This is a genomic window from Aurantibacter sp. UH7, from assembly GCF_056839165.1.
Window position 1 is genome coordinate 1,508,014 of sequence record NZ_CM166388.1, and the last position, 25,582, is coordinate 1,533,595.

The following is a 25,582-nucleotide window of genomic DNA, read 5'->3' on the forward strand; positions in this document are numbered from 1 at the left end:
CTATATATTTATTTAGATGTTGTTTTATTTAATCAAATGATGCGGGAAATCTTTTGTCTCCTCGCAACATATTTGTTCCATGACTTGTTGAAGTTCTGTTTTTAATAATGAAATAGTATGGTTTCCACCTTCGTTTCCTAATGCCGCAACACCATACATAAATGATCTACCCATGAATGTAAATTTTGCTCCACTAGCTAAAGTTCGCGCAACATCCGGACCAGATCGTAATCCACTATCCATCATTACTGTCATTTTATCACCATACTTCTCGGCAATTCTAGTCAATGGTTTTATGGTTGACTCCCCTGCATCTAGTTGTCTACCACCATGGTTAGAAACAATTACTCCATCAATACCTAAATTTAAGGCTTTTTCTGCATCAGCTTCATTGGCAACACCTTTTAAGACCAACTTGCCTTTCCACATATCACGAATAGGTTTTATTTTTTCTTCATTCAATCTTCCGGAAAAGGTAGCATCCATAAATTTACCTAATTGTTTAAGGTCTAAACCTTTTGGCATATATGGTTTTAAGGTTTCAAAATTTGGTTGCCCATGAATAAGCGTTTTCATTGCCCATTCTGGTTTTCCTAAAATCTGAAGAATATTTTTGACAGACATTTTCGGAGGCATTGCCAAACCGTTTCGTATATCCCTTGGTCTGAATCCAAATGTGGGCACATCGCATAAAATAACCAAAACAGGGCATTCAGCCGCTTCTGCTCGTTTAATAATATCGTCTCTTAATCTATTCTCTGTAGGATGATATAATTGAAACCAAGCCTGCCCTTCCGTAAGTTCGGAAATTCGCTCTATACTACTTGTAGAAACCGTACTTAACACAAAAGGAATATTGTGTTTAAAAGCAGCCTTTGCTAAAATTTCTGGTGCATTAGGCCACATTAATCCCTGTAAACCAACGGGTGCAATACCAAAAGGAGCATCATACGTATGACCGAATAATTCGGTTTTAAGTTCTGATCCGGTATGCTTACTTAGGTAATAAGGTAATAATTCTACATCACGGATTTCGGAAGTATTCTTATGTAGATTTACATCTTCATTACAACCACCATCCAAATATTCAAAAGCAAATTTTGGAATTTTTCGTTTAGCTTTATTTCGTAAATCGATTACCGATGGGTAGCTGTTATTTATTTTTATTCCTTCTTGCATGGTACTACAATTAAAAACTAATGTTGACTTTTATTAATACGAATATTTAAAAAGATAAAATTTGACTACTCAATTTTATAAACCTTGTATGCTCTATACCCGTATAAAGCAACAACTAGAAAACAAACTAGTGGAAGTATAAATGAGAAATTGACTTCCGGTACACCCATAATTTGTACATCATTGTAAGCACTACCTCCAATATCCATAATTAATCCTTGAAGTACTGGCATAAAAGCCCCACCAACAATTGCCATCACTAAAAATGCCGATGCAGGTTTTGCATCATCACCTAAGCCTGTTAATGCAATTCCGTATATCGTGGGAAACATTAAAGACATACAAAATGAAACCATTACCAATGAATACAGTCCACCTATTCCTTGAATAAAAATGGTGCCTAAACAAAAGATTACAGCTAAAATGGCTAAGAGCATTAACAATTTACCCGATTGAATAAACTTCATTAAGTAGGTAAAAAGAAATCTACTAATTAGAAAAATGACTAGCGCTGCATAAGCATAATTTACTGCTTCTTGGTTATTTATGCCTAAATTTTCTGCGTATTGATAGATATAGGTCCAACACATTATTTGTGCGCCTACATAGAATAGTTGAGCGATAACCCCTCCAACAAAACGTTCTTTTTTAAAGATTCGCTGAATTGAATCCCACATACTAGAATTCGGTTCATCTTGATCTTCTTTGTTTACTTCTGGCATTTTTACAAATGCAATTACAATGAACATGAAAATAACAAACAAGCCTAAAGCAACATACGGATTTCTGATCACCAAAAGGTCAGAGGTCTTAATTGCGGCTTTTGCAGAAACAGATAACGTATCATAAACACTATTACCACTAGCATCTAAATCGTCTGATTGCAGCGCTCCGAGAATAAAAACTTGAGCTACAAACAAGCCAGACAATGCACCCAATGGGTTAAAAGCTTGAGCTAAATTCAATCTTTGGGTCGCTGTTTCTTTAGCTCCCATTGACAAAATAAAAGGGTTAGCAGTTGTTTCTAAGAAAGCCAAGCCAAATGTTAGAATATAAAGTGCTAGTAAAAAGAATAGATAATTTTCCATTGCAGCCGCAGGATAAAATAACAAGGCACCAACTGCGTACAAAACAAGCCCAACAAGAATACCCACTTTATATGAATACTTTTTTACAACAAAGGCCGCTGGAAGTGCCATTGTAAAATATCCACCATAAAATGCTGCTTGTACCCATGACGCTTGAGTATTGTTTAATTCCAATATTTTTTTAAAAGCCGATACCATCGGGTTTGTAATATCATTGGCAAAACCCCAAAGTGCAAATAATGATGTTATCAGTATAAATGGCACCAATAATTTTTTAGAAACTATTGGAATTCTTTCAGCGTCTTTCATTCTTATTTTTTAAAGTGCTCTATCTAAATGTGTATAACCACCATCAACATATACTAGTTGACCGGTAGTGTGACTTGAAGCTTCAGACAATAAAAAGGCAACAGAATTTCCTATTTCAACTGCAGTAGTCATGCGATTTTCTAATGGAATTTTCTCCGTTATACCTTTCAACTTCTTCTCAGGTTCATCAAATGTTTTAATCCATCTTTCGTATAAGGGAGTAAAACATTCCGCAACCATAACAGCATTTACACGAATGCCATATGGCAATAATTCTACTGCCCATTCTCTAGTAAGTGCATTACGCCCACCATTAGCAGCAGCATACCCAGATGTTCCTCCTTGGCCCGTTACAGAAGTTTTAGAACCTATATTTACAATGGCACCTTTACTTTTTTTAAGAGCTGGCAGAGCATGATGAGCCATTAAATAATAATGAACCAGATTTTTTTGAAGCGAAGACATAAAATCTTCATAATTACCATTTTCTAAACTTACCCCATCATTGACACCGGCGTTGTTGACAAGTCCGTCTATTTTTCCATAACGTGCCATAACATTTTCAATAGCTTTTTCGCACTGCTTAGGGTCCGTAAGTTCAGCAAAAGCATAAGCCACTGTTGCACCAGAGTCTTCTAGGTCTTTGGCGGCTTTAATAATAGTTGGTTGGTTTCTACCTATAATGAATATAATTGCTCCTTCAGCGGCAAGTACTTCACAAATACCGTAACCTATGCCCTTAGATCCTCCGGTAACAACAATGACTTTATCCTTTAACTTTAAATCCATCTATCCCTTCCTTATTTATAAGCTTTAATATCTTGCTTAGAACTTCCTAAACCTTCGATACCCAATTCTACAACATCTCCAGCCTTTAAATATTTATTTGGACTAAAACCAAAACCTACCCCTGAAGGTGTTCCAGTAGAAATAATATCTCCTGGCAATAAAGTCATATACTGACTAATATAACTTACCACTTGTTCGATATTAAAAATAAAATCTGATGTATTACTGTCTTGTAACATTTCACCATTTAATTTCAACCATAGATCCAAATTATTTGGATCTTTTATTTCATCAGTTGTAGCGATAAAAGGGCCTAAAGGAGCGAAGGTATCACACCCTTTTCCCTTACACCATTGACCTTCTTTTTCAATTTGAAAAGCACGTTCGCTATAGTCGTTATGTAAAACATATCCTGCAATATGGTTATAAGCATCAGCTTCTGACACATAAGAAGCTTTTTTACCAATTACAATAGCTAGTTCAACTTCCCAATCTGTTTTTTCACTATTCTTTGGTATAATTACATCATCATTTGGACCAACAATGGCAGAAGTAGCTTTAAAGAAAAGTACAGGTTCTTTCGGAATAGTCATACCACTTTCTGCAGCATGCTTCGCGTAATTTAATCCAACACATACAATTTTAGATGGTCTTACTAATGGCGAACCTAATCGTTCACTATCAGAGATTACAGGGCAGCTATCTTGATTACTTTTTAACCAATTTCCCAATTGTTCAACACCATCTGTTCCAAAGAAATTTTCATCAAAATCTTGTCCAAAAGCAGAAACATCAATACGAGTTCCGTTTTCTAATTGAACTCCAGGTTTCTCACTACCTACATTACCAAATCTTATTAATTTCATTTAATCTTACTTAATACATTAAAAATTTATTTAATCAACTCTAAAACTATGACCCATTGAGCGTGGTAAACCCTCCATCAATAGAAAAATTAGACCCCGTAATAAAAGAAGCTTCATCTGAACATAAATATAGGGCCATATTTGCAATCTCTTCTGGTTTTCCCATACGACCTATAGGCTGAGTTTTCGAAAGCTTTTCGAACATCTCTTCTTCTTTACCAGGGTAATTCTTTTTAATAAAGCCATCCACAAAAGGTGTATGAACTCTACCTGGAGAAATACAATTGCACCGTATTCCGAAATCAAGATAATCTTTTGCCACAGAGTATGTCATTGTTAGTACAGCACCTTTCGTCATAGAATAAGCGAATCGGTCGTTGATACCTACAGATGAAGCAATAGAAGCCATATTTATAATAACACCACCATTTTCCTTTAAACTAGCAATACCAGCATACATACAATTGTAAATACCTTTAATATTCACCTCGTACAGACGATCCAAATCTTCTTCCTTAGTGTTTTCCAAGTTTCCAATATGCGCTATACCTGCATTGTTTATAAGAATATCAATTGGGCCATGAGCCAATATTGAATCAAAAGCATTTTGCACCTCACTACCCTTAGCGACATTACATCCGTAGATGTTAACTTTACCTCCATTACTTTCGATAGTTTTTGCAGTCTCTGCTGCACTAGAAGCTTGCAACTCGAGAATATGTACAGTAGCACCTTGTTCTGCAAGCGCTATACAAATTGCTTGACCAATTCCACTACCTCCACCTGTTACAACGGCACTTTTATTTTCTAAACTAAATTTCATTTGCAACTGTATTCTTTAAATTTAACTCTTCTTTCCAAAAACTTCCGTCAGGAAACCTAAATTCTGCTATGGATTCGGGTTTCATCGTAATACTATACCCTGCCATACTTGGTGGCATATAGGCGCCATTTTCAATTACTACTGGATCATAAAAATGTTCATGCAAATGATCCACAAATTCAATAATTCTATTCTCCAGTGAACCACTTATTGCAATATAATCAATCATAGAGAGATGTTGCACATATTCACAAAGTCCTACTCCACCGGCATGCGGACAAACTGGAATTTTAAATTTAGCCGCCATAAGTAAAATAGCTAAGATTTCATTTACACCACCCACTCGACAACTATCTATTTGACAAATTCCTATAGCTTCTGCTTGTAACAATTGCTTGAACATTACTCTATTCTGACAATGCTCGCCAGTTGCCACTTTAATTGGAGCTACTGCTTTAGCTATTTTCGCATGACCTAATATATCGTCCGGACTAGTTGGTTCTTCTATCCAATATGGGTTAAATTTTTTGAGTTCAGCCATGTTATCAATTGCTTCGTCAACATCCCATTTTTGGTTAGCGTCCATCATAAGTCTTAAATCTGGACCAATTTCTTCACGGATGATTGCAGCTCTACGCATATCATCTTTTAAATCTGAGCCTACTTTTATTTTCATATGATCAAAACCAGCGGCTTTTGCTTCTTGACATAACCTTCTCATTTTATCATCAGAATAGCCTAACCAACCTGCAGAAGTAGTGTAAGCCGGATAACCATTTTCAATTAAACGATTAACTCTTTCCTGTTTAGAACTTGCTTTTTCTTTAAGCATTTTTAGCGCTTCCTCTGGTGTAATAGCGTCAGTTATATATGTGAAATCTACACACTTAACTAATTCTTCTGGAGACATATCTGCCAATAATTTCCATAATGGTTTACCTTCAGCTTTAGCAAACAAATCCCATACTGCATTAACCACAGCACCTGTTGCTAAATGTATTACACCTTTCTCTGGACCCAACCAACGCAATTGACTATCGCCAGTTATCATTTTCCAAAATGCACCCATATTCGCCGTAAAACTTTCAAGCGTCTTTCCGACCAATAATGGGGCTAAAGAATTTATTGCGGCAGCGCACAATTCATTTCCTCTACCAATTGTAAATGTAAGCCCATGACCTTCTAAACCTTCTTCAGAGTCTGTTTTAAGAATAACATAAGCTGCAGAATAATCTGGATCTGGGTTCATCGCATCCGAACCATCTAAAGATTTACTGGTCGGAAAACGAACATCTTCTATTACCACTTTTGTTATTGTAATTGGTTTTGACATGAATTTATTTTTAAAGCAAATCTATAATTTCAATCTAGTGCTAACCACCATATAAGTTGCAGTTTTTGATATTATTTTTGCCGTATATTATTAGAAATAATTATTTTTTTACATTTCACCATTAATAAGTTCTTTCAATACTTAGTTCATAAGCGATTCTTGTTTAAACTTAATTAATTGAATACTGTCGTTATTTACAGCAATTAGAAAAACTTTTTTTTCTGTTTTTACATCCTTGATAGCCCTAATACTTTTAACTTCTTTATCTATTAATAGTCCACTATCATTCATAGAAATAGCATTAAAACCCTTATTGCCATCATTTTCAAGCACCAAACCAATACTTGCATCTGCTCTAGGGGTTTCCACTTCAGCATCATAAAGATTGCCTGCAATAAGAAGATCTGGATAATCGTCTTGATTATAATCGAAAATAGTGATATCGTTTATTGATGAAATTTGTGCTTCGATAGGAAGTTCATGCGCTTCAAATTCACCCTTGCCTTTATTTTCAAACCATTGATGCTCAAAAGTGTTTATAGTTTTATGCATAGAATTTTCTAACATATTTTTACCATAAATATCATCCAATTTAGCCGATGCAAAAGAAGCATAAGTTTCAAAATTCTTTTTTATCATTGGTATTTGTTGTGAAGAACATTCTCTACCTCTCAATGGAAGTTTTACTCCTTTTTTAGTAACACTTAATACAATATCTTGTCTATTATTTTCATCAAAATCATTCACGTAAATCTCAAAAGGAGATTTCTCTGAACTTTTGTATTTACTGTTTAAGCCTAGATTACCAGCTATAATATCTAAATCACCATCATTATCTAAGTCAGCCGTTTCTAATGTATTCCACCAACCCACAGTATTCTGAAAATTTAATTCTTCGGTAACATTCTTAAATTGTTTACCATCGTTTTTAAAAAAGGTGATTGGCATCCACTCTCCAGTTACAACAAGGTCATTTTTTCCATCGTCATTATAGTCAAACCATAAAGCATCTGTAATCATTCCTAGGTTTTGCAATTCAGGAGCTACTTTTTCGATTACATCTTCAAAACGTATTGCACCATCTTTTCCTCCTTTATTCTCTAACAAATAACTAACTGGAGGTTGTAGATAATAACCTGGAACAATTCTTCCACCCACAAAAATATCTAGATCTCCATCGTTATCGAAGTCAAGTGGTAATACTTTAAGGCCACTAGAACTTATGTTAGGCAAAGCACCTTCTGTTCTAACAAATCCATTTTTAGTATTTATATAAAGTCGATCTTGATATTCCTTTTTATCTAAAGCCACATTATTACCACCACTTACTACATACAAATCTTGATCACCGTCGTTATCAAAATCAGAAAAAACGGCGCCAACATCTTCAAAACTACTATCGATTATCCATGGTCCATTTAGTTCATTAAACTTTCCATTTTCATTTTGCGTAAAGAGTGCTCCTTTTTCGTTTTTAGCATTTCCAATAAAAAAGTCATCACGCCCATCACTATTTACATCACCAACTGCTAAGGCTGGTCCTAATTGTGAGTTTTGATGTGGAAGTAAAGGCTCTGCCAAAAAATCATCATAATAATCTTCTTTATGTGCAAATTCTAATCCTGACTCCTTAGTTATATTAGCGAAATGTTTTTCTATAATAGAATTTTGATTATCGCTTAAAATAGCGTTTTCGTATTCGAGATTTAACGTCTGATTAACTTGTACATTTTTAAGTATTTGTACTTTATTATTAGGCCATAGCACTTCAACTTCAGTAACAGTCTCAGATTGACCTAAACCAAAATGTAGCATTGGCTCCACACTAGATTGAAAACCTCTAGTTGGGCTTTGCTCCATCCATTGCGTAGTTTTGTCTGTTACAACTTTTATTTTAGCACCAACACCCATTGGGTTTTGCTTTGGTCCTTTTAAACCAAATCTTAAAAAATTTGCACCTTCACTTTTGTTCTCTAATAAACTTGCTTGATCATCTATATTATTTAAAACCAAATCAAGATCACCGTCATTATCTAAATCACCATAAGCAACTCCATTAGAAAAACCTTTGACATTACCATGCCATTCTTTTGACACGTCTTCAAATTTATAATTTCCTTTATTTTGGTATATATAATTCTCAATAGGGGTAGATGGTGCTTTTTGCATATCTATTTTATCCGCTACCAATTTTGTTTGCTTTTCTCTATTCTGTAAGTCATTATTATTTACATCTAAGCGCATACCATTAGTAATGATAATATCTTTTAAACCATCATTATCAAAATCAGCAAAAAGCGGAGCCCAGCTCCAATCTGTCGTTGCAATTCCTGTAAGCCTTGCTACATTGCTTAAAATTGGCAATCCATCTTTATCAACCCCATTATTTACTTGGAGACTATTTTGCATATATTGATAATGAAAACCTAAATTAACCATCGAGTAAAAAGATGTAGGGTTCATACTCGCCATATTGGTTTTTGAACGAAAGTGGTCATTAGGTGTCATATCCACCTGAATTAAATCCATAAAACCATCATTATTAAAATCTGCAGCATCTACGCCCATACCAAACATAGAAGTTTGTCTGGTTGTCTGTTTTAGGTTTTCTGTAAATGTGCCATCTCCATTATTTATGTAGAAATAGTCGGGCACATTAAAATCATTTGAAACATATAAATCTTGCCATCCATCATTATTAAAATCGGATGCAACAACACCAAGTGAGAGTCCAAAATTCAACAAGTTTGACTCTTTGGTTACATCTTCATATTTTCCATCTCCATTATTCCGATACAAATGCCCCGATTCTTCTGGGTTTTTCCTTTGCATCTTATCATAATAATATTCATTGGGCATTGTTAAAGGAATTATTGGATAATTGACAACATAGAGATCTAGATCGTCATCATTATCATAATCAAAAAAAGTAGCTTGTATAGAATTACTTGCATCAGCAATACCATATTCACCAGCTTTTTCACTAAAAGTTAAATCACCATTATTTATGTAAAGTTGATTTTGCGTATGCTCACCTAAACCTGAAACACTCAAATAAATATCCAACCAACCATCAGCATTTATATCAACCATTGTAACTCCAGTATACCATCTAGAGTCTCCGGCTACAGGATTATCTAAACTGATATCCTCGAACTTTAGTTCGCCTTTATTAAGGTATAATTTATTAGTGGCCATATTACCTGTTAGATAAACATCGGTAAGACCATCATTATTAATATCACCCATAGCGACACCACCACCCATGTAGATATAAGGAAAAGTATTGTAATTTAAAGTATCGGTTACGCTAATTGTATTACTAAAATCTATGCCGGATTTATTCGAAGAAATAACTTTGAAACCTTTAGAATCTAATTCCTTTTTTTCGTTTTCACTCACACAACTTATTGTAAGACTAAAAAGAAAAAGCAATACTATTTTGATAATTTTTAGCTTGTACTTCATAGGACTCATAACAGACTAGTGCGGTAAAAATAATTATATGATATAAGAATTAAGACCAATCTGAATAGCTCAAATTTAATTCCTACAATGTAATACAATTCTAAAATTATTTAAAACAAATCAATCAAATTTAATAGTTAGGAAGTTGAAAAATAAGATAATCCTCAGCGTTAACCGAGGATTATCTTCAACTCAAAACTAATTCAAAAAACTAATAAGAATATTACCATCCCGGATTTTGGTTTAGGTTGGGATTTGATTCAACATCTTGTGCCGGGATTGGTAAATATTCATGTCTTCCTCTAATAAAAGTTCCTAGACTATTAGATCTAAATTCTGGATTTTGCTCAAATCTATCAGCAGCAATTCCCCATCTATTTAAATCGAACATTCTATTTCCTTCGATAGCCAATTCTTTAACGCGTTCATCTCTAATCGTTTGACGTAATGTTGCTTGGTCCAATCCAGAAGCATTAGGCATATTCACACGATCACGTACTTCGTTCAAAGCATCGAGTGCTGCTTGCGAACCACCGTTAACTTCATTTTCTGCCTCTGCATACATTAATAACAAATCTGCATATCTAAAAATTTTCCAGTTATTGGTTGCTCCTGCCCAAGCACCTGGTGTAAGGGCATTTTCTCTTCTGAAGTTTAAATATTTTCGGTTCCATACTCTATTCAAGTCATCCCCAAGCATAGTCTCCGCAAAAACATCTTGATAAATCATAGCATCTGGATAATTCCATAGCAAAGTTGCTTTTGCTCTTGGATCTTCTTGAGCATCTACTGTTTGTTCACTTAGAAATAAATCTAAAACCCATTGATTTACACTAAAACTTTGCTGACTACTATAATTACGAGGCGCAACATCAGCTTCCCAGGCTTGTGCTCTATACACGTTGCCACCAGCACCTCCCCAAGCACCTGTTTCGTTACCATCGTATTGAATTTCAAATATTGATTCCTTGGTATTTTTTATTTCTTCAGTAAAGTTGTCATTATAATTTTCATTAAGCTCATAGATATCAGAATCAATCACTTTTTTTAACTCAACCACTGCTTTCGCATGATCATGAATTGATAAATAAGAACGTCCTAAAAATGCTGTTGCAGCCCCCCAAGTAGCTCTTCCGACTTCTCCTTTTGGAGGCAGTCCATCTTGTGGCAAATTAGCTTGTGCGATAGTAAAATCACTAATAACTGAGGCATACGTTGCTTCTACAGTTGAATTAGGTAAGAAAAGATCATCCAAACCGGTTGGCTCTTCTAGACTTAATGGAGAGGTTCCCCATAAATTAACGATATAGAAATAAGCCATACCCCTTAAGAAGTGAGCTTCTCCTATGATTTCGCTTTTCCGTGCCTCATCCATTTCAATTTCGGGTACTCTATTTATAACTTGGTTAGCTCTCGATACCATATTATAAAACTCCGTATAAATCTCTCTATTTCTAGGGTTTTCTGGTCGAATAGATAATGCTCCTGCATCATTCACATTTGACTGTGGAAAGGGATTGGCTATATCAGATCTATGAATAAGATGAATACCAGTTAATATTCTACCAAACATTGGTATTGTAGGTAGTGGAGCATAGACGGCTGTTAAACCTCCTTCTGCATGTTCTTCATTTTGCCAAAAACTCTCGGGAGTTGGGCTATTCGGATTTGTAATATCTAATTCATTTGAGCAACTATTGAAGGAAAACAAACCAACAATCGCTAATGCAAGATATATTTTTATATTATTTTTCATTTTATACTTTTTTTTATTTTTCTAAAAACCAACCTGAACTCCAAATAGGAAGTTTTTGTTATTAGGATAAGCTCGTCTATCAACTCCACCACCAAATAAACCACCATCGCCATCTAAAGGTCTACCCAATTCAGGATCGTAACCCTTATAGTCTGTAAAAGTTAGTAAGTTTTGACCCGTAACATAAAACCTTAAATTTGTAACATGAAACTGTTCTGTAAAATCTGTAGGCAAAGTATACCCAAACTGAAACGTTTTTAATCTCAAATACGAACCGTCTTCAACCAAATAATCAGATGGTCTTTTGTTCAGTGCTAAATCTCTAATAGTAGCACGTGGTACAGTTGTATTTGTATTTGTAGGTGTCCAAGCGTTTAAGGCCTCTGTAGATTTAATACCTCTAGTACCATCTAATACATAATGATATCTTTTACCATTCCATAATTCATTTCCTTCAACTCCTTGAATAAATAATGATAAATCAAAATTTCTATAGTCTATATTAAATGCTAGACTGTATTCAAAATCCGGAATTGCACTCCCTAAATATGTTTGATCATCATCATCAATAACTCCATTGCCATCTAAATCGACGAAGTTCATATCTCCCAACACTGCATTTGCTCTACCATCTGCATCAATTTCAGCTTGAGTTTGATAAACACCTTCTGTTTTCAAACCATAAAAACTAGCAACTGGTTCACCTATATCAGTTCTTGTTGCTTGATACCCTCCTTGGGTATAGCCTCCGCCTGTAATTGCATTAACTCCATCACCCAAAGCAATTACCTCATTATCAATTGTGTTAAAATTTAACGTTACATCAAAGTTCACACCATCGTCCACTGAAAAGTGACGATAAGTACCACCAAATTCGAAACCTTTATTATCAATTGTAGCAGCATTACTAGGTAATGAAGTACCTGTACCACCACTAAGTGGAATAGGAACATTTACTAGAATATCTTCCGATCTCTTATTAAAGTACTCTGCTGAAAAACTAATCTTACCATCTAAAAACTCGGCATCGATTCCGTAGTTTTGAATAGTAGTGGTTTCCCATTTTAAATCGGGGTTGGCAAGTTGCGTTACAATAGAACCGCCATAAACAGTTCCTCCTAGATTATAGAAGTTACTCGTATTTAATGCACTTGAAGTTACGTAATTTCCAACATTTTGCGATCCTAGCAAACCATAACTTCCTCGTAGTTTCAAATTACTTACAAAGCCATCTTGTGGAAAGAAATTTTCTTTACTAATTCTCCACCCTAAAGAACCAGAAGGAAAAACACCCCATCTATTGTCTTCTTTAAATCGAGAAGAACCATCGCGACGAATAGTAGCGCTAACTATATATTTTCCATCATAATCATAATCAAGACGACCTAAATAAGAAGTTAGTGCATTTTCTTGTAAGTTACCTGTTGTATTATCTGTATTATCATCAGCGGCATCTAAAACACGGAATTCGTTAAATGTAAAGTTTGTTCCAATTCCTCCAGCGGACCGCGCAGTAATAGATTGTGTTGTATAACCAGCTAAAAGTGTTAAACCGTGTTTCCCAAAAGTATTACTATACTCTAAGGTATTTTCCATTAAAGAACTTAAAGAACGAATATAATTTTCGGTTAATCTCGCAATAGTTTCTGATGCTTCTTGCGATGTACTTTGAAAAAAGGTAGGCTGAAAAGCGTAATTATGAGTCAAAGAATAATCAATTCCTAAATTCATTTTATATTTCAGGTTCTTTGTTAGTTGAAGTTGAGGTTGTACAGAACCCACAAGACGATCTGTAGTAACTAAATTATCATGTAAAATTGCTCTACCATACCAGTTAATTCCTCTAGCGAGACCATGTAAGTTTGGATCTAGACCAGCAAAACCCCCTTCATTATTTTCATCATAAACAGCTATTGTTGGAGGTACAGCTCCTTCTCTATTAAAGAAATTATTAGCATTTTGTTCTGCTCTAGACAATAATAGACTTTGAGACAATGAAAATATACCCTTTTTAAAACTTGTATTGGCAGTTACATTATATCTCTTAAAGCCTGAGTCATGTACTACCCCATCTTGATCCAATACTTGACCAGAAACATAAAAACGTGCATTTTCAGACCCTCCTGATACATTTAAATTGTACTCCTTATACATTGCAGGATTTAATGACAAATCTTGCCAATCTGTATCGATACTTGGATCAAAACCGGTGTCGTTTGGTATTGCACGTGCATCACCGTCATTATCTCTTGCCATGTTATGCCAATCTGCATATTCACGAGCGTTTAATAAATCCATGTACTTTGTTGGTGATTGATAACCAATTTTTGTTTCAAAATTAATCTTAACATCACCGATAGTACCTTTTTTGGTGGTAATTAAAACAACACCATTAGAAGCACGACTACCATAAATAGCTGCTGAAGATGCATCTTTTAAAACACTAATTGATTCAATATCATTTGGATTTATAAAGGACATAGATTCAACAATGTTTCCATCAACCACATATAGAGGCTGATCATTACCAAAAGAACCTGTCCCTCTAATTACTACGTTAACACCAGCACCAGGAGCACCACCATTAGCTTCTACTTTTACACCTGGCACACGACCTTGTAGAACACCAGCACTATTAGCATAAGAAACTTTTTTAACCTCTTCACTCTTTATTATACCTACTGAACCAGTTAATAAAGCTTCTTTTTGAGTACCATAACCAATAACCACAACTTCTTCTAGACTTGCAGCATCAACAACCATATCAACATTTATAGTCGTAGCGCTAGCAACTGTAATTGATTGTGATTTCATGCCTATATATGAAAACATAAGTACATCGCCAGCATTAGCACTAATGGAGTAATTACCATCAAAATCTGTTTGAGTACCTCTCGTTGTGCCGTCTACTACAACATTAACACCAGGCAAAGGCTCACCTGTATCGTCTAAAACTGTTCCGGAGATTTGCTGCTGAATAATCTTGGCAGTTAACAAATCAGAATTCTTTTCAGAAAACGCCCACGCATTACTTTGAGCCAAAAAAGTAATCATTGCAAATATTGCAAACCACTTTTTCTGCTTCGGCCTTTGAAATGTGTTCATTCCAGAGAACGCAGAATGTAATTTTTTCATTTTTAATTGATTTAAGTTAGTTAGGTTGTTAATACAGTTAAGGTTTTTAGATTTTATGTATTCTCGAAAAAATCATTAAAAAACAATAACATTATCAATATAAGGGACGAAATTATATGAATATAACAATCATAACCACCAAAAAATAAACCAATAGTGATACTATTTGTGCACGTAAATAGAAAATTTAGATTTTTTTAACTCAAAAACGACATTCGTTTTTGAGCCTATTGTATCATTTCATACCCAGTAAAAAGTATTAATTTTATGTGGAACTAAGACTAAAATATATGCTATAACTTTTCTATGTATACATAATAAGCCGGATGTACTTTATTAGCAGCATCAATTAACTGTGCTTCCATATCATATTTGCCTGCTGAAATTTTTGCAGTAAAAGACACTTCTTTTTGACCTTTCTCAATTTTAGCAGTTTTTTCTAAATCTGCAATATAGAGATAGGCTGTTTCAAAATCAGATTTTATACTAGCTGGCATAATTTGATCTAACTCAACTCTTTTTTTCTGCGCTGGAAAAGTCTCATTTATTGCAAATCCACTCTCTCTTGGAAATCGACATAAACTTATTTTATAATCTCCATCTTCTACCACTTCAATTTTCCATCTTCCGGTAGCCTGCAATGATCTCGTTGCACCATGTTGGTGCCAGACTCCATTAAATTTACCAGTCATTAAATCATGCGAAGATATTCTACTCGGGTTCTCTTGTGGAGAACCAACTTTAATAAATGCAAAACGTTCATCAGCACCTTCGTCAATTATAGATTGCCACCATTTTTCGTAACCTAATGCAAGTTTTTCTACAACTCCTGGGTGTTTATCAAAAACGTTAGTTGTTTGACTACGATCCAAGTTCATATTATATAATTCATTTCCATTTACTAATCTCCAGTCATTATCCATAACAGAATACTTTCTGTATTTCACTAAATTTTGTAAGCGTTGGGTATCCATATACAAAACACGATTTGGCCAATCAACAACTTCTTCATCGAGTAGTGGTTTTAAACTTTTTCCATCTAAAGGTTTTACAGGGTTAAAATCTAATCCTAGCAAATCTACAAATGTGGGTAACAAATCATAATGTGCAACCAACTTATCAATATCCTTACCACCTGTAAGTTTACCATCGGGCCAACGAATAAATAATGGCACACGATGTCCTCCTTCATATTCACTTCCTTTTGCTCCCCTTAAACCTGCATCAAAAACAACATTACCTCCTGCTGTTCCGTTATCAGTTGTAAATATCAAAATGGTATTATCGGCAATATTTAAAGCGTTCAATTTATCTTCTAAAAGCTTAAAGTTATCATCAATATTAGTAATCATTCCATAGAACCTCTGGAAGCGCTCTTCAAGTCCTTTTACTCCTTTATACATATTCATGTATTCCTCAGGGACATTTAGTGGGCCATGCGGTGCATTGGTGGCGATATAGCAGAAAAATGGATTATCCTTATTTGTTTCGATAAAATTCAAGGCTTCAGAAAAGAATACATCCGTACAGTATCCTTTATAATTTTCTGTTTTTCCATTATGCCAATACGTATCATCGAAATAATCATTCCCCCAAAAATCTGGACCTTGAGTAATCCCACCTCCACCATGTCGAACTACTTCATGAAAACCTCTATCTTCTGGTCTAAAAGGATAATTATCACCTAAATGCCATTTCCCAAACATGCCATTGGTATAACCATTTTGCGCAAATATCTGAGGCAACAATACTTCATCCTCTAAAAGAAGAGAACGCCCCGCGATGGTATGAAAAACGTTTAATCTATTGGTATGCCTACCAGTCATTATCGCACCCCTACTAGGCGCACAAGTAGTTGAGACATGGTAATTAGTAAAGCGCACAGCATCTTTATAAAATTCGTCTATATTGGGTGTTTTTATGTGTGGGTTACCATAGCAACCCAAATCGCCCATTCCTTGATCGTCTGTTATTACAACAATAATATTTGGTTTGGTTTTTGACGCTGTTTGCGCATACCCAACAGTAATAAAAACAGATAGAAAGAAGAAGAAAAAATACTTTTTGAAAATATTATTGATTGACATTTTTGAAGGTTTTTGCTAATTAAAATATATTATTTTGATTTATGGTTTTTTAAATAAGAAGAAGGAGATGCTCCATGAACTGTTTTAAACTGTCTATTAAAATTTGAAATATTATTAAAGCCCGACATGTATGCAATGGATGTAATACTTTCTTTATTCTCTAAAAGTAATTTACATGCGTAACCCACTCTAATTTCATTTAAATAAGTAGTGAAAGATTTTTTATGTGTTTTCTTAAAAAACCGACTAAATGCAGATTTATTCATATCAGCAATATCAGCAACATCGCAAGAACTTATTGGGTTGTTGAAATTTTCAAATACAAATTCATAAATCTTATCTAATCTCCTATTTTCAGTTTTATGAAAAGAATTTACAAAACTACTGCTCGACAAAAATTCATAATCAGAATGCTTTGACAAGAGAAATAGAATTTCAATTAATTTGAAAATTCTAGTTGTTGAGTTATGGCCCTCTAGGTTAATAATCTCATTAAATATAGAAGCATCGATGTTTGTAAACTTAATTCCACGACTTGCCTGATTTAAAAAAGTCGAGATTATTTTCATCTCAGGAATATTAAAAAAATCTTTCCCCAAGAAATCTTCTTTAAAGTGAATAGCTATAGCTTCAGCTTGCATCTCACTATTCTCTTCAAAATAAACTTCATCGTTAAGCCACATATGTGGTACATCTTTACCAATAAGAACTAATTCTCCTTCTTTAAACTTTGTAATGCTATCTCCAACAAACCGAGTACCAGTACTCTGAAGAATAAGAACAAGTTCAAATTCTGGATGATAGTGCCATACTCTTAGAAAATTTGCATACCGATTATGAGAAACACGATACGATTCATTAACAACACTGGATCTATTTAATAAATGAAGTTTCATACACAAATATTTAAATTCGTATTCCTATTCTACTGCACATTGATTGGAAGGCTAAAAACCTTTTCCTTATAATTACGAACAGCTCGTAATTTCACTGTACTCCCCTTATATTTATTTAACTGACTAATTAAAGCATTTATGTCGGTGACTTTTTGATTGTTTACCGCTTGAATAACCCATCCGTTTACCAATCCAGCATTTACCCAATTGCTACCTAATTTAGAATCAATAGATTTAATAAAACATCCTGTATTATATCCTCCTGATGCATCAATTAAATCAGGGTCTTCCGCAATATTAATTATAGAAGCACCATAAATTTCAACTACATCAACCGGTTTCTTATCAATTATTTCCTTTGAGCCCTCGTAGCTACCAGTAATCAAGGTCCCTAACCAACTAGGATAGGTTTTCTCATTCACTTTTTTATATTCTTGAGTATTAACAAACCCTATTGCGTTCCCATCTGTATTGAAATTACGAAATTTCAAAATAACCGATTTTTCAAATCTTAAAGGTTGTGAATATGTCATTGAATTAATTGTTGGTTCCGATCCATCGGTGGTATAACGAATACTTCCAGTTTTACTTAATCTACTATCTGAAATAAGTTTAATTTCAATTTCATCTTCAAATTCACTCCCAAAAGGAATTGCTCTAGTCATTTGATGACCAAAATTGTTCATTGGAAAATTTTTAAACCCCAACTGCAATGCAGGTGAATTTTCGGTCACACTATAATCTCCATTTTTTGGGTCAACAAATAAAGGTTTATCAATTTTAGAATTTTGATCATATCCTTCTGCTTTCCATTGCTCAAAATTATTCTCTTGGCTAATCTGATTATTCTCCGGGAAATTTACATTCCAGTATAAATTATTATCATAATTATTACTCCATTTTGATTGATCTGTCATTCGAATAGGCCTTATAAAGATATCGGTTGGCGCCTCTTTACCTGGCACTTTGCCAGCAATAACAAATATATTTTCATACACTTCATCTTCCGATGCTCTGGGCCATACGTGCCAACCTAACGGAACAGCACTTACTGTTATATTATTGAACACTTTTCGAAACATACCATCCCTAAGTTTTATGGTAGAGCCTAGGTTTAAATTATTATATATTTCGTAGAAACTGGACCCATCGTCCAAATCAATTGTCCAATTTCCTGCACTAATCGATTTTCTATAATTAGCAATTCTATTATTTCTAATGATTACGGGATCTATGGCATCTAACTTCACATATTCTTTGATAAAATCCGTATCAGCATTACCTCCCGCTCCTAGCCATTGACGTTCGCGACCCCAAGAATTAAAAGGACCATGTTCACCGGTTTCTCGTACCGTTTCCCAAATATCATTATGTTCTATAATGTGTCCGCCCCATGTTCCATCATTAATACATATTCCCGCTCTTGGACAATTATAAATTGTATTATATGTCGCTGTAATTTTGTGGCTCATAGAGATATACACACCTGCTACTTGTTTACCATAATCTCCAAAATCATGCATAATATTATTTTCCACTATACAGTCTTTAGGATAGTCTGGTGATTTCGGACCTGGTTTCAAATCCATATTTTTTCGCATTTCTGCCCAATCTTTTCCGTGAATTTCTTTATCATCCCAGGTTTGATAAAAGCGTACTGCATCTGGTGACCCAACTAAGGCAACTGCACTTTCCCCAATATGATAAAAGCGACAATCTGAAACTGTATTATTACGATTATACGAACTCATAAAAACACCATTTCCTCCTAAATATTGAAAATTCGCATCGGTAATAGTACAATTTTCTGCTCCTTCCAAAAAAATCGCTCCTCCACGATGTATAGCCCAATCACCACGAGCTACTGGCTCATAAACTTCCATAAAAGTGGTGGTACTATGAGTAAAATCAATTCCTCTTATAGAAATATATTTTACAGAATTTTCTCGATCTCCTTTTATTTGAATTAAATCTTTAAGCACTGGAACTTCTACTATTACAGTATTTAAATCAAGTGTTTCTTCAGGATAATAATAAAGTAGTTGTTTTTCTTCATCTAAAAACCATTCTCCGGTTGCTGTAAGTTCCTCAAAGATATTATCTATAAAAAACCAAGAAGCATGTTGGTCTTTACCACCAACACCATACGCACGTTGTAATTGCCAGCCACCTTCGCCCAAATGTATCTTGCTTTCTTTTTTATCAAAATCTTTAATTCGGTATTGCATGTTACCCCAATTATGACTTTGAAAAGCATGAAGAATCCCGGTTTCAGGCTTCTTCCAATTTTTATTCTTAAAATCTTCCGGTTTAAATGTTATCCATTCATCATATCTACGATCTGTACCACCGGATACTTGCAAATAACCTTTTCCACCACGCAATGGGTTTTCGTAATCAAAATCTGGAAAACGTGAACGCACTTGTTTAACTCCATTTACAAATAACTGATCAAAACTTGTACTTGACGGCACCTTTGTAACATATATCCCTTCTTTATGTAATTTCCATTTTAAATCATCTAAAAGTTGAGATCCTTTTACGACAACCTCAGCACCAGGCAGACTAGAAAAAAGTATTGGATATTCTGCTGTGCCCGAGCATTTAGCATCCAATACAATTGTTTCCTCTAAATAATAGGTTCCTTCAGCAAACCAAACCGTTATTGTTTCTTTTCCAGCAAATTCTTTCAAAACTTCGACAGCTCTACTGAATGAAGCAAAGGGAGAATCTTTTGTACCCGCATTTTCATCATTACCTTCTACTGAAATATAAATTTCTTCTGCACTATATATTGATGTAGAAAAGATGAAAACAAAAAGTAAAACTATTTTAAATACTAGTTTCATATACTATTAACAAAGGTTCTATTTCGATTGATTCCAAAGGCGATAAGGATCATCATGCGATTCCATTTCCGCTAATAATAGCGCTTCCATTTCGGCTAGTTTTTCGCTATAATCGGGATTATCCGCTAAATTAGTTTGCAACTCCGAATCCTTTTTATGTTCTTTTACATACTCATGAGGATTTTCTGCCAAGTTAAAAAGTTGTGTTTCACGAACAGCGCCATCCATCATATCATATTTAATAAGTTTCCAATCTCCTTTTTTAACCGTCCGCATTCCAGGTTTTGTACCACCAGCATAAACACCATACATTACATCGCGAATTTTATCCTTTTCCCCATTTATAATAGGTTTAAAACTTTTGCCTTCCACAGTATTTGGCATTTCTATACCAGCCAAATCAACAAGCGTTGGCAAAATGTCTAACAAGTAAATATTACCCTCTACTCTTTTTCCTGCTTCGATTCCTGGGCCATTAACAATAAATGGAACGCGCCAAGTATGTTCGTACAAGTTTTGTTTTCCCATTAAACCGTGTCTACCAATAGACATTCCATGATCAGAAGTATAAATAATATAGGTATTGTCTAACTCACCCATAGCTTCTAATTTTTTTAGAACCTTGCCCAACTGAATATCTATATTTTCTGAACAAGCATATTCTCTACCTAACTCATTTCTTACTGTTTGTTCATCTCTATTTTTCCATACACCGCTTACCCTTTCTTCATCACGTAGTTTAGGATGACCATGAAAAAAAGGATGTGCCTCTAAATAATTATCTTGTAAAGGAGGTTGTTTATCATTTGCAGGAGGAAGGCTTAATGTATCGATATGATTTGTTGCCCCATATTTAGCTAAAAGCTCTGGCGTACCATCTCTTGTGTCATGAGGATGTGAAAAACCAAAATAGATTAAAAAGGGATTTTCATCTGCCTTATTTTCGCGTTCATCTAGGTAAGTCAATACTTGTTTTCCGTGCCAAGCACTACCAGTTTCTTCCGTACCGCCTCTTTTGGTAGCATCGTGTACAATGGTGAATTGTTCATTAGCGGCAGGATATGAATTACCCTTTTTGCAAGTACGCATAGTACTATAGCCAGCATTATTAAATACTGCGCCCATAGATTGCTTTTCTAAGCCCACAGGATTATTCTGATTTACAAAATCTCCTCTAGAGGGCAAATGCCATACTGTACGACCTGTCATTATCATATGTCTTGATGGTGTACAAACCGCACCAGACCAGGAACCCATATGTCGTGCACTTTCAAAGACAATTCCTTCGTTTGCAAGCTTAGTAATATTAGGTGTTTCTAAAATTGATTCCGGGTCATACGTTTTCAAATCGAATGGTGACTGGTCATCAACCAAAACAAACAAAAAATTTGGTCGTTTTTTGGTTACAACCTTTTCTTCCTTGTCTTTACAGGATGACACAATCATCAAAACTAAAATTAAATATAGGTAAGGTCTAAAATGCATTTTCATAATGTTCTATTTTCCTTTTGGTTTGATTAAATCTTTCCAGTACTGGACGCTATTTTAACTAAAGATTTTGTCTAGTTCTTGAAAAACTATTCTCTAGCGGGTTGTCAGGTAATGTTTTTTGAAATCCTTTTATTTTACCTAAAAGTTCTTTTACTTTTTCTGGATTCCCCCCTGCTACATCTTCTTCTTCAGCCCAATCGATAGTGAGATTATATAATTCTGTTCTACCCATTTCACTATTGGTTAGAAGTTTCCAATTGTTTTCTTGAATCGAGGCGCTAGGCCAAAAATTTGGTCGGCTACTAGAAAAACGCCAGTCCCAAAAAATAGGTTTATTTCTATTGAGTTCATCACCAAAAATGGCTGGTACAATACTAATTCCATCCGACACATAGTCTTTTGGTAAATTAGTCTGAGCTAGTTCTAAAAATGTAGGCAGTAAATCTACAGTAGCAAGCGCCGTAGTTTTATTTACTACCCCCGCTGGCGTTTTACCTGGCCATCTCACTAAAAAAGGGATGCGCACACCTCCTGCAAAGAGTGAACGTTTACGACCTTTTAACCCATTTGCTTCACCAACAGAATAGTACGTTCCCATGCCAGGGCCTGTAGAATTATCATCTATTGTTTTACTTTCTCCTGTTATTTCTGGCCCATTATCAGATGAAAAAATAACTAAGGTATTTTCATCAATACCCAAATCTTTTAAAGTTTTAAACAGTTCACCAATACGTGCGTCGTATTCCGCTATAACCGCGGCATAAACTTGTTGTTGCTCACTTAAATACGCAAATTGCTTTAAATATTTTTCTTTAGGATAATGTGGTGTGTGAGTGGCATGAATCCATGCATTTACAAAAAATGGTTTTTCTTTATTTTTCTTTACAAACTCAATAGTTTTATACAAGGTAGAATCGGCTTGCATTTGGTGTAAACTACTTGGCAGATTAAATGCTCCATAATCGTCATATCCATATGCTATAGGAGAAGGTCCGTCTTCGACATGCGTATTTGATAAATGCCATTTACCATAATGTGCTGTAGTATAACCTGCTTCTTTCAACATTCTTGGCAGCATAGGAGCTCTCGGGTTTAACCAGTCTGGCATATTTCTTTTTACATGCGACTCAACAGAAGCAAAATGACCATGCACACTATGGCGCGCAGGAAACTGACCCGTCATAACTGCTACCCTACTGGGAGAACATACTGGATTAACTACAGAAAAATTTTGAAAATCTATGCCCTCAGCGGCCATTTGATCAAGGCTAGGAGTTTTGCAAAAGGTGCTCCCATGTATTCCCAAATCTGTATAACCCCAATCATCAGCGAAAATAAATATGATATTAGGTAAAACTTTTTCAACTACCTCATCATTTTTCGGTGCTATCTTCGCTTGTTTTTCACCGCAAGAAACTAACAGCAAAAGAATCGCTAATGGATTTAAGAATCTCTTTTTTAAATTACTAATTTTCATAATGGTATTAATAAACTATAATGAAATTGAACCTACTCCATACTAATTGCAGGGGTAAGTCTTATTTCCTTAAGACTTGCACTATTACTATTTCCATTTACAAGAGTTATCGTTAAAGAGTGATTTCCTGGTTTCTTAAATTTAAGTAGGCCCATTTCGTAATATTGGTAAACACTTGATGAATTTTGTTCATTTTGCACTACTTCACCTTCATCTGATTTAATTTTCCATACTAGTCGACCTTCACCAGTATAATTTAAATCTATTTGATAACTACCTGAATCTTTAATTTCTATATCCCAAGTGACTTCGCTTTTGTTTGTCCAATTTTCAGCTTGCTCTATATGTTTCCATTCTCCAAATTTTTCCATCCATTTTTTTTCTGCAATGGTGCATTCTTTTGCACTTGCAAAATCTACTGGTAATGCGGTAGAAAATACTGGATCTATATAATTTGCAGGTATAACTGCCAATGCACCATCAACAGCAACCTCAATTACAGAAACCGATTGCTCTGGTCTTCTAACTGGCAAATTAATACTCACCCAATTACCGCTTTTTTCTAGCTCCAGACTCAACTTCTCCCCATTAACCAATAATTTAGCGGTATTGATATTATTTTTTAATCCTGGCAGCCATAACTTACCATCCAATGGCCATTTATAAACACATAAATTTAATTTGCCGTCTTTAGATATTGTTACATCACCCCAAGGCAAGGCATGCCTCCAAGGTGAAGCGTTAGCATTATAAATTACCTGAGGATATCTACTAATCCATTCTCCAGAAGCTTTAAGAGATTTTACTGCTTCATTAGGTATAGTACCATCTGGTGCAGGACCTACATTTAACATATATGTACCGCCACGAGCTACTGTAGAAATTACACTTTTCAATATCCGTTTTGGGCTTTTCCAATTTTGATCATACCAAGCATAACCCCAAGAGTCGTTAGTAACATCTACGGTTTCCCATAATCCATCAATATTTTTAAGAGGAATATTCATATCGCCTAATGACTGATAATCACCCAAACCATGACCTGCACGACCAGAAATCATAGCATTTGGTTGATGTTTACGAACCACCTGTACCAATTCTTCGACATACTTTTTTTCCATGTCTCCGGGCGTATCAAACCATACCATGGCAATATCTCCGTATTCCGTAACAATTTCTTTCACCTGAGGTAGACATTTCTTTTTGAAGTAATAATCAAACCCTACTTCTTTTCCTTTTTCATTTAATTTAGGCCCTCCATTACCTCCGGGGTATGTCCAATCTTGATTATGAGAATAATAGAACCCAAATCCCAATCCCAGACTCTTACACGCTTTTGCCAATTCTTTCATCGGGTCTCTTGCAAATGGGGTTGCTTTTACAATATTAAAATCATTGCTTTTTGAGTTGTACATAGCAAAACCGTCATGATGTTTACTTGTAATTACAATATATTTCATACCTGCATCCTTCGCTAATTGTGCAATTGCTTGAGCGTCAAAATTTACAGGATTAAAATTTTTAGCTTCTGCCTTATATTCTTCAACTGGAATTCCAGCTCTTCTGGGGTTCATTATCCATTCACTAATACCATAATAAGTAGAATCCTTCCACTTATTTCCAATATTAGAATACAGACCCCAATGAATAAACATGGCATAATTACCATTATCAAATAGTGCTGTCCGAGATTCAGGAGCCTTTATTCCTTGCTTTTTTTGATTTCCCCACATTTCATCCATGCCTTTAGGCTCATCATCTTGCGCCTTTAGAAAACCAACAAGCATTATAAATGTAAATACGAGTATCTTTTTTAACATTCTCATTTTCAATATATGGTGTATTGATTCAACAATTTCTATGTGCAGTTTCCTTACCACTTTTCACCTTCACCATTTCGGCAATTGGAGGCGAATACTAAGTTTAAATTTAGAGGTACCAAACAAGTATTTATTTAAACTGCTAATGATTTATAAATCACATCAATGCTACATCAAACAAATCTATATTATCGAAAAGATGAAAGCCACCTATTA

At 34.8% G+C, this 25,582-nt stretch carries 15 protein-coding genes; all 15 read right to left on the minus strand.

The window, feature by feature from the left end:
• Positions 1-24: 24 nt before the first annotated feature.
• The 15 genes from UH7x_RS06500 to UH7x_RS06570 all read right to left on the minus strand — a co-directional run bounded on the left by UH7x_RS06500 (position 25) and on the right by UH7x_RS06570 (position 25,372).
• Complete coding sequence (locus UH7x_RS06500) at positions 25-1,179, minus strand: alpha-hydroxy acid oxidase (protein WP_482362909.1); 1,155 nt, start codon at positions 1,177-1,179, stop codon at positions 25-27.
• A gap of 65 nt (positions 1,180-1,244) precedes the next feature.
• A complete protein-coding gene (gene fucP, locus UH7x_RS06505) occupies positions 1,245-2,576 on the minus strand; it encodes an L-fucose:H+ symporter permease (RefSeq protein ID WP_482362910.1) in 1,332 nt (443 codons plus the stop codon).
• Between the two features lie 9 nt (positions 2,577-2,585).
• The gene (locus tag UH7x_RS06510; protein WP_482362911.1) at positions 2,586-3,365 is read right to left on the minus strand and encodes an SDR family oxidoreductase; all 780 of its coding nucleotides are present in this window, start codon (positions 3,363-3,365) and stop codon (positions 2,586-2,588) included.
• 11 nt (positions 3,366-3,376) lie between these two features.
• Positions 3,377-4,231 carry a fumarylacetoacetate hydrolase family protein gene (locus tag UH7x_RS06515; protein ID WP_482362912.1) on the minus strand — a complete coding sequence of 285 codons (855 nt, stop codon included), beginning with the start codon at positions 4,229-4,231 and terminating at the stop codon, positions 3,377-3,379.
• A gap of 46 nt (positions 4,232-4,277) precedes the next feature.
• Positions 4,278-5,054 carry an SDR family NAD(P)-dependent oxidoreductase gene (locus UH7x_RS06520; RefSeq protein ID WP_482362913.1) on the minus strand — a complete coding sequence of 259 codons (777 nt, stop codon included), beginning with the start codon at positions 5,052-5,054 and terminating at the stop codon, positions 4,278-4,280.
• On the minus strand, positions 5,044-6,387 hold the full coding sequence (locus UH7x_RS06525; protein ID WP_482362914.1) for an L-fuconate dehydratase: 1,344 nt from the start codon (positions 6,385-6,387) through the stop codon (positions 5,044-5,046). The genes UH7x_RS06520 and UH7x_RS06525 overlap by 11 nt, the downstream gene beginning before the upstream one ends.
• Before the next feature lie 141 nt (positions 6,388-6,528).
• Entirely contained in the window at positions 6,529-9,789 is a 3,261-nt protein-coding gene (locus UH7x_RS06530; RefSeq protein ID WP_482362915.1) for a VCBS repeat-containing protein, read from the minus strand.
• A gap of 289 nt (positions 9,790-10,078) precedes the next feature.
• Entirely contained in the window at positions 10,079-11,611 is a 1,533-nt protein-coding gene (locus UH7x_RS06535; RefSeq protein ID WP_482362916.1) for a RagB/SusD family nutrient uptake outer membrane protein, read from the minus strand.
• A gap of 21 nt (positions 11,612-11,632) precedes the next feature.
• Entirely contained in the window at positions 11,633-14,746 is a 3,114-nt protein-coding gene (locus UH7x_RS06540) for a SusC/RagA family TonB-linked outer membrane protein (protein WP_482362917.1), read from the minus strand.
• Between the two features lie 293 nt (positions 14,747-15,039).
• Positions 15,040-16,833 (minus strand): arylsulfatase, encoded by a 1,794-nt coding sequence (locus tag UH7x_RS06545; RefSeq protein ID WP_482362918.1) that lies wholly within the window; start codon positions 16,831-16,833, stop codon positions 15,040-15,042.
• A 29-nt stretch (positions 16,834-16,862) separates the two neighbouring features.
• Positions 16,863-17,729 carry an AraC family transcriptional regulator gene (locus UH7x_RS06550; RefSeq protein WP_482362919.1) on the minus strand — a complete coding sequence of 289 codons (867 nt, stop codon included), beginning with the start codon at positions 17,727-17,729 and terminating at the stop codon, positions 16,863-16,865.
• Between the two features lie 29 nt (positions 17,730-17,758).
• Positions 17,759-20,578, minus strand: a complete 2,820-nt coding sequence (locus tag UH7x_RS06555; RefSeq protein ID WP_482362920.1) for a right-handed parallel beta-helix repeat-containing protein — start codon at positions 20,576-20,578, stop codon at positions 17,759-17,761.
• Between the two features lie 18 nt (positions 20,579-20,596).
• Positions 20,597-22,024 (minus strand): sulfatase family protein, encoded by a 1,428-nt coding sequence (locus UH7x_RS06560; protein ID WP_482362921.1) that lies wholly within the window; start codon positions 22,022-22,024, stop codon positions 20,597-20,599.
• Between the two features lie 103 nt (positions 22,025-22,127).
• Complete coding sequence (locus UH7x_RS06565; protein WP_482362922.1) at positions 22,128-23,546, minus strand: sulfatase-like hydrolase/transferase; 1,419 nt, start codon at positions 23,544-23,546, stop codon at positions 22,128-22,130.
• Between the two features lie 32 nt (positions 23,547-23,578).
• The gene (locus UH7x_RS06570; RefSeq protein WP_482362923.1) at positions 23,579-25,372 is read right to left on the minus strand and encodes an alpha-L-fucosidase; all 1,794 of its coding nucleotides are present in this window, start codon (positions 25,370-25,372) and stop codon (positions 23,579-23,581) included.
• Positions 25,373-25,582 lie beyond the last annotated feature (210 nt).

Coding starts and splice junctions, on each gene's coding strand:
- UH7x_RS06500 (WP_482362909.1), bottom strand. CDS start 1,179: ATGCAAGAAGGAATAAAAATAAATAACAGCTACCCATCGGTAATCGAT.
- fucP (WP_482362910.1), bottom strand. CDS start 2,576: ATGAAAGACGCTGAAAGAATTCCAATAGTTTCTAAAAAATTATTGGTG.
- UH7x_RS06510 (WP_482362911.1), bottom strand. CDS start 3,365: ATGGATTTAAAGTTAAAGGATAAAGTCATTGTTGTTACCGGAGGATCT.
- UH7x_RS06515 (WP_482362912.1), bottom strand. CDS start 4,231: ATGAAATTAATAAGATTTGGTAATGTAGGTAGTGAGAAACCTGGAGTT.
- UH7x_RS06520 (WP_482362913.1), bottom strand. CDS start 5,054: ATGAAATTTAGTTTAGAAAATAAAAGTGCCGTTGTAACAGGTGGAGGT.
- UH7x_RS06525 (WP_482362914.1), bottom strand. CDS start 6,387: ATGTCAAAACCAATTACAATAACAAAAGTGGTAATAGAAGATGTTCGT.
- UH7x_RS06535 (WP_482362916.1), bottom strand. CDS start 11,611: ATGAAAAATAATATAAAAATATATCTTGCATTAGCGATTGTTGGTTTG.
- UH7x_RS06540 (WP_482362917.1), bottom strand. CDS start 14,746: ATGAAAAAATTACATTCTGCGTTCTCTGGAATGAACACATTTCAAAGG.
- UH7x_RS06545 (WP_482362918.1), bottom strand. CDS start 16,833: ATGTCAATCAATAATATTTTCAAAAAGTATTTTTTCTTCTTCTTTCTA.
- UH7x_RS06550 (WP_482362919.1), bottom strand. CDS start 17,729: ATGAAACTTCATTTATTAAATAGATCCAGTGTTGTTAATGAATCGTAT.
- UH7x_RS06555 (WP_482362920.1), bottom strand. CDS start 20,578: ATGAAACTAGTATTTAAAATAGTTTTACTTTTTGTTTTCATCTTTTCT.
- UH7x_RS06560 (WP_482362921.1), bottom strand. CDS start 22,024: ATGATTGTGTCATCCTGTAAAGACAAGGAAGAAAAGGTTGTAACCAAA.
- UH7x_RS06565 (WP_482362922.1), bottom strand. CDS start 23,546: ATGAAAATTAGTAATTTAAAAAAGAGATTCTTAAATCCATTAGCGATT.
- UH7x_RS06570 (WP_482362923.1), bottom strand. CDS start 25,372: ATGAGAATGTTAAAAAAGATACTCGTATTTACATTTATAATGCTTGTT.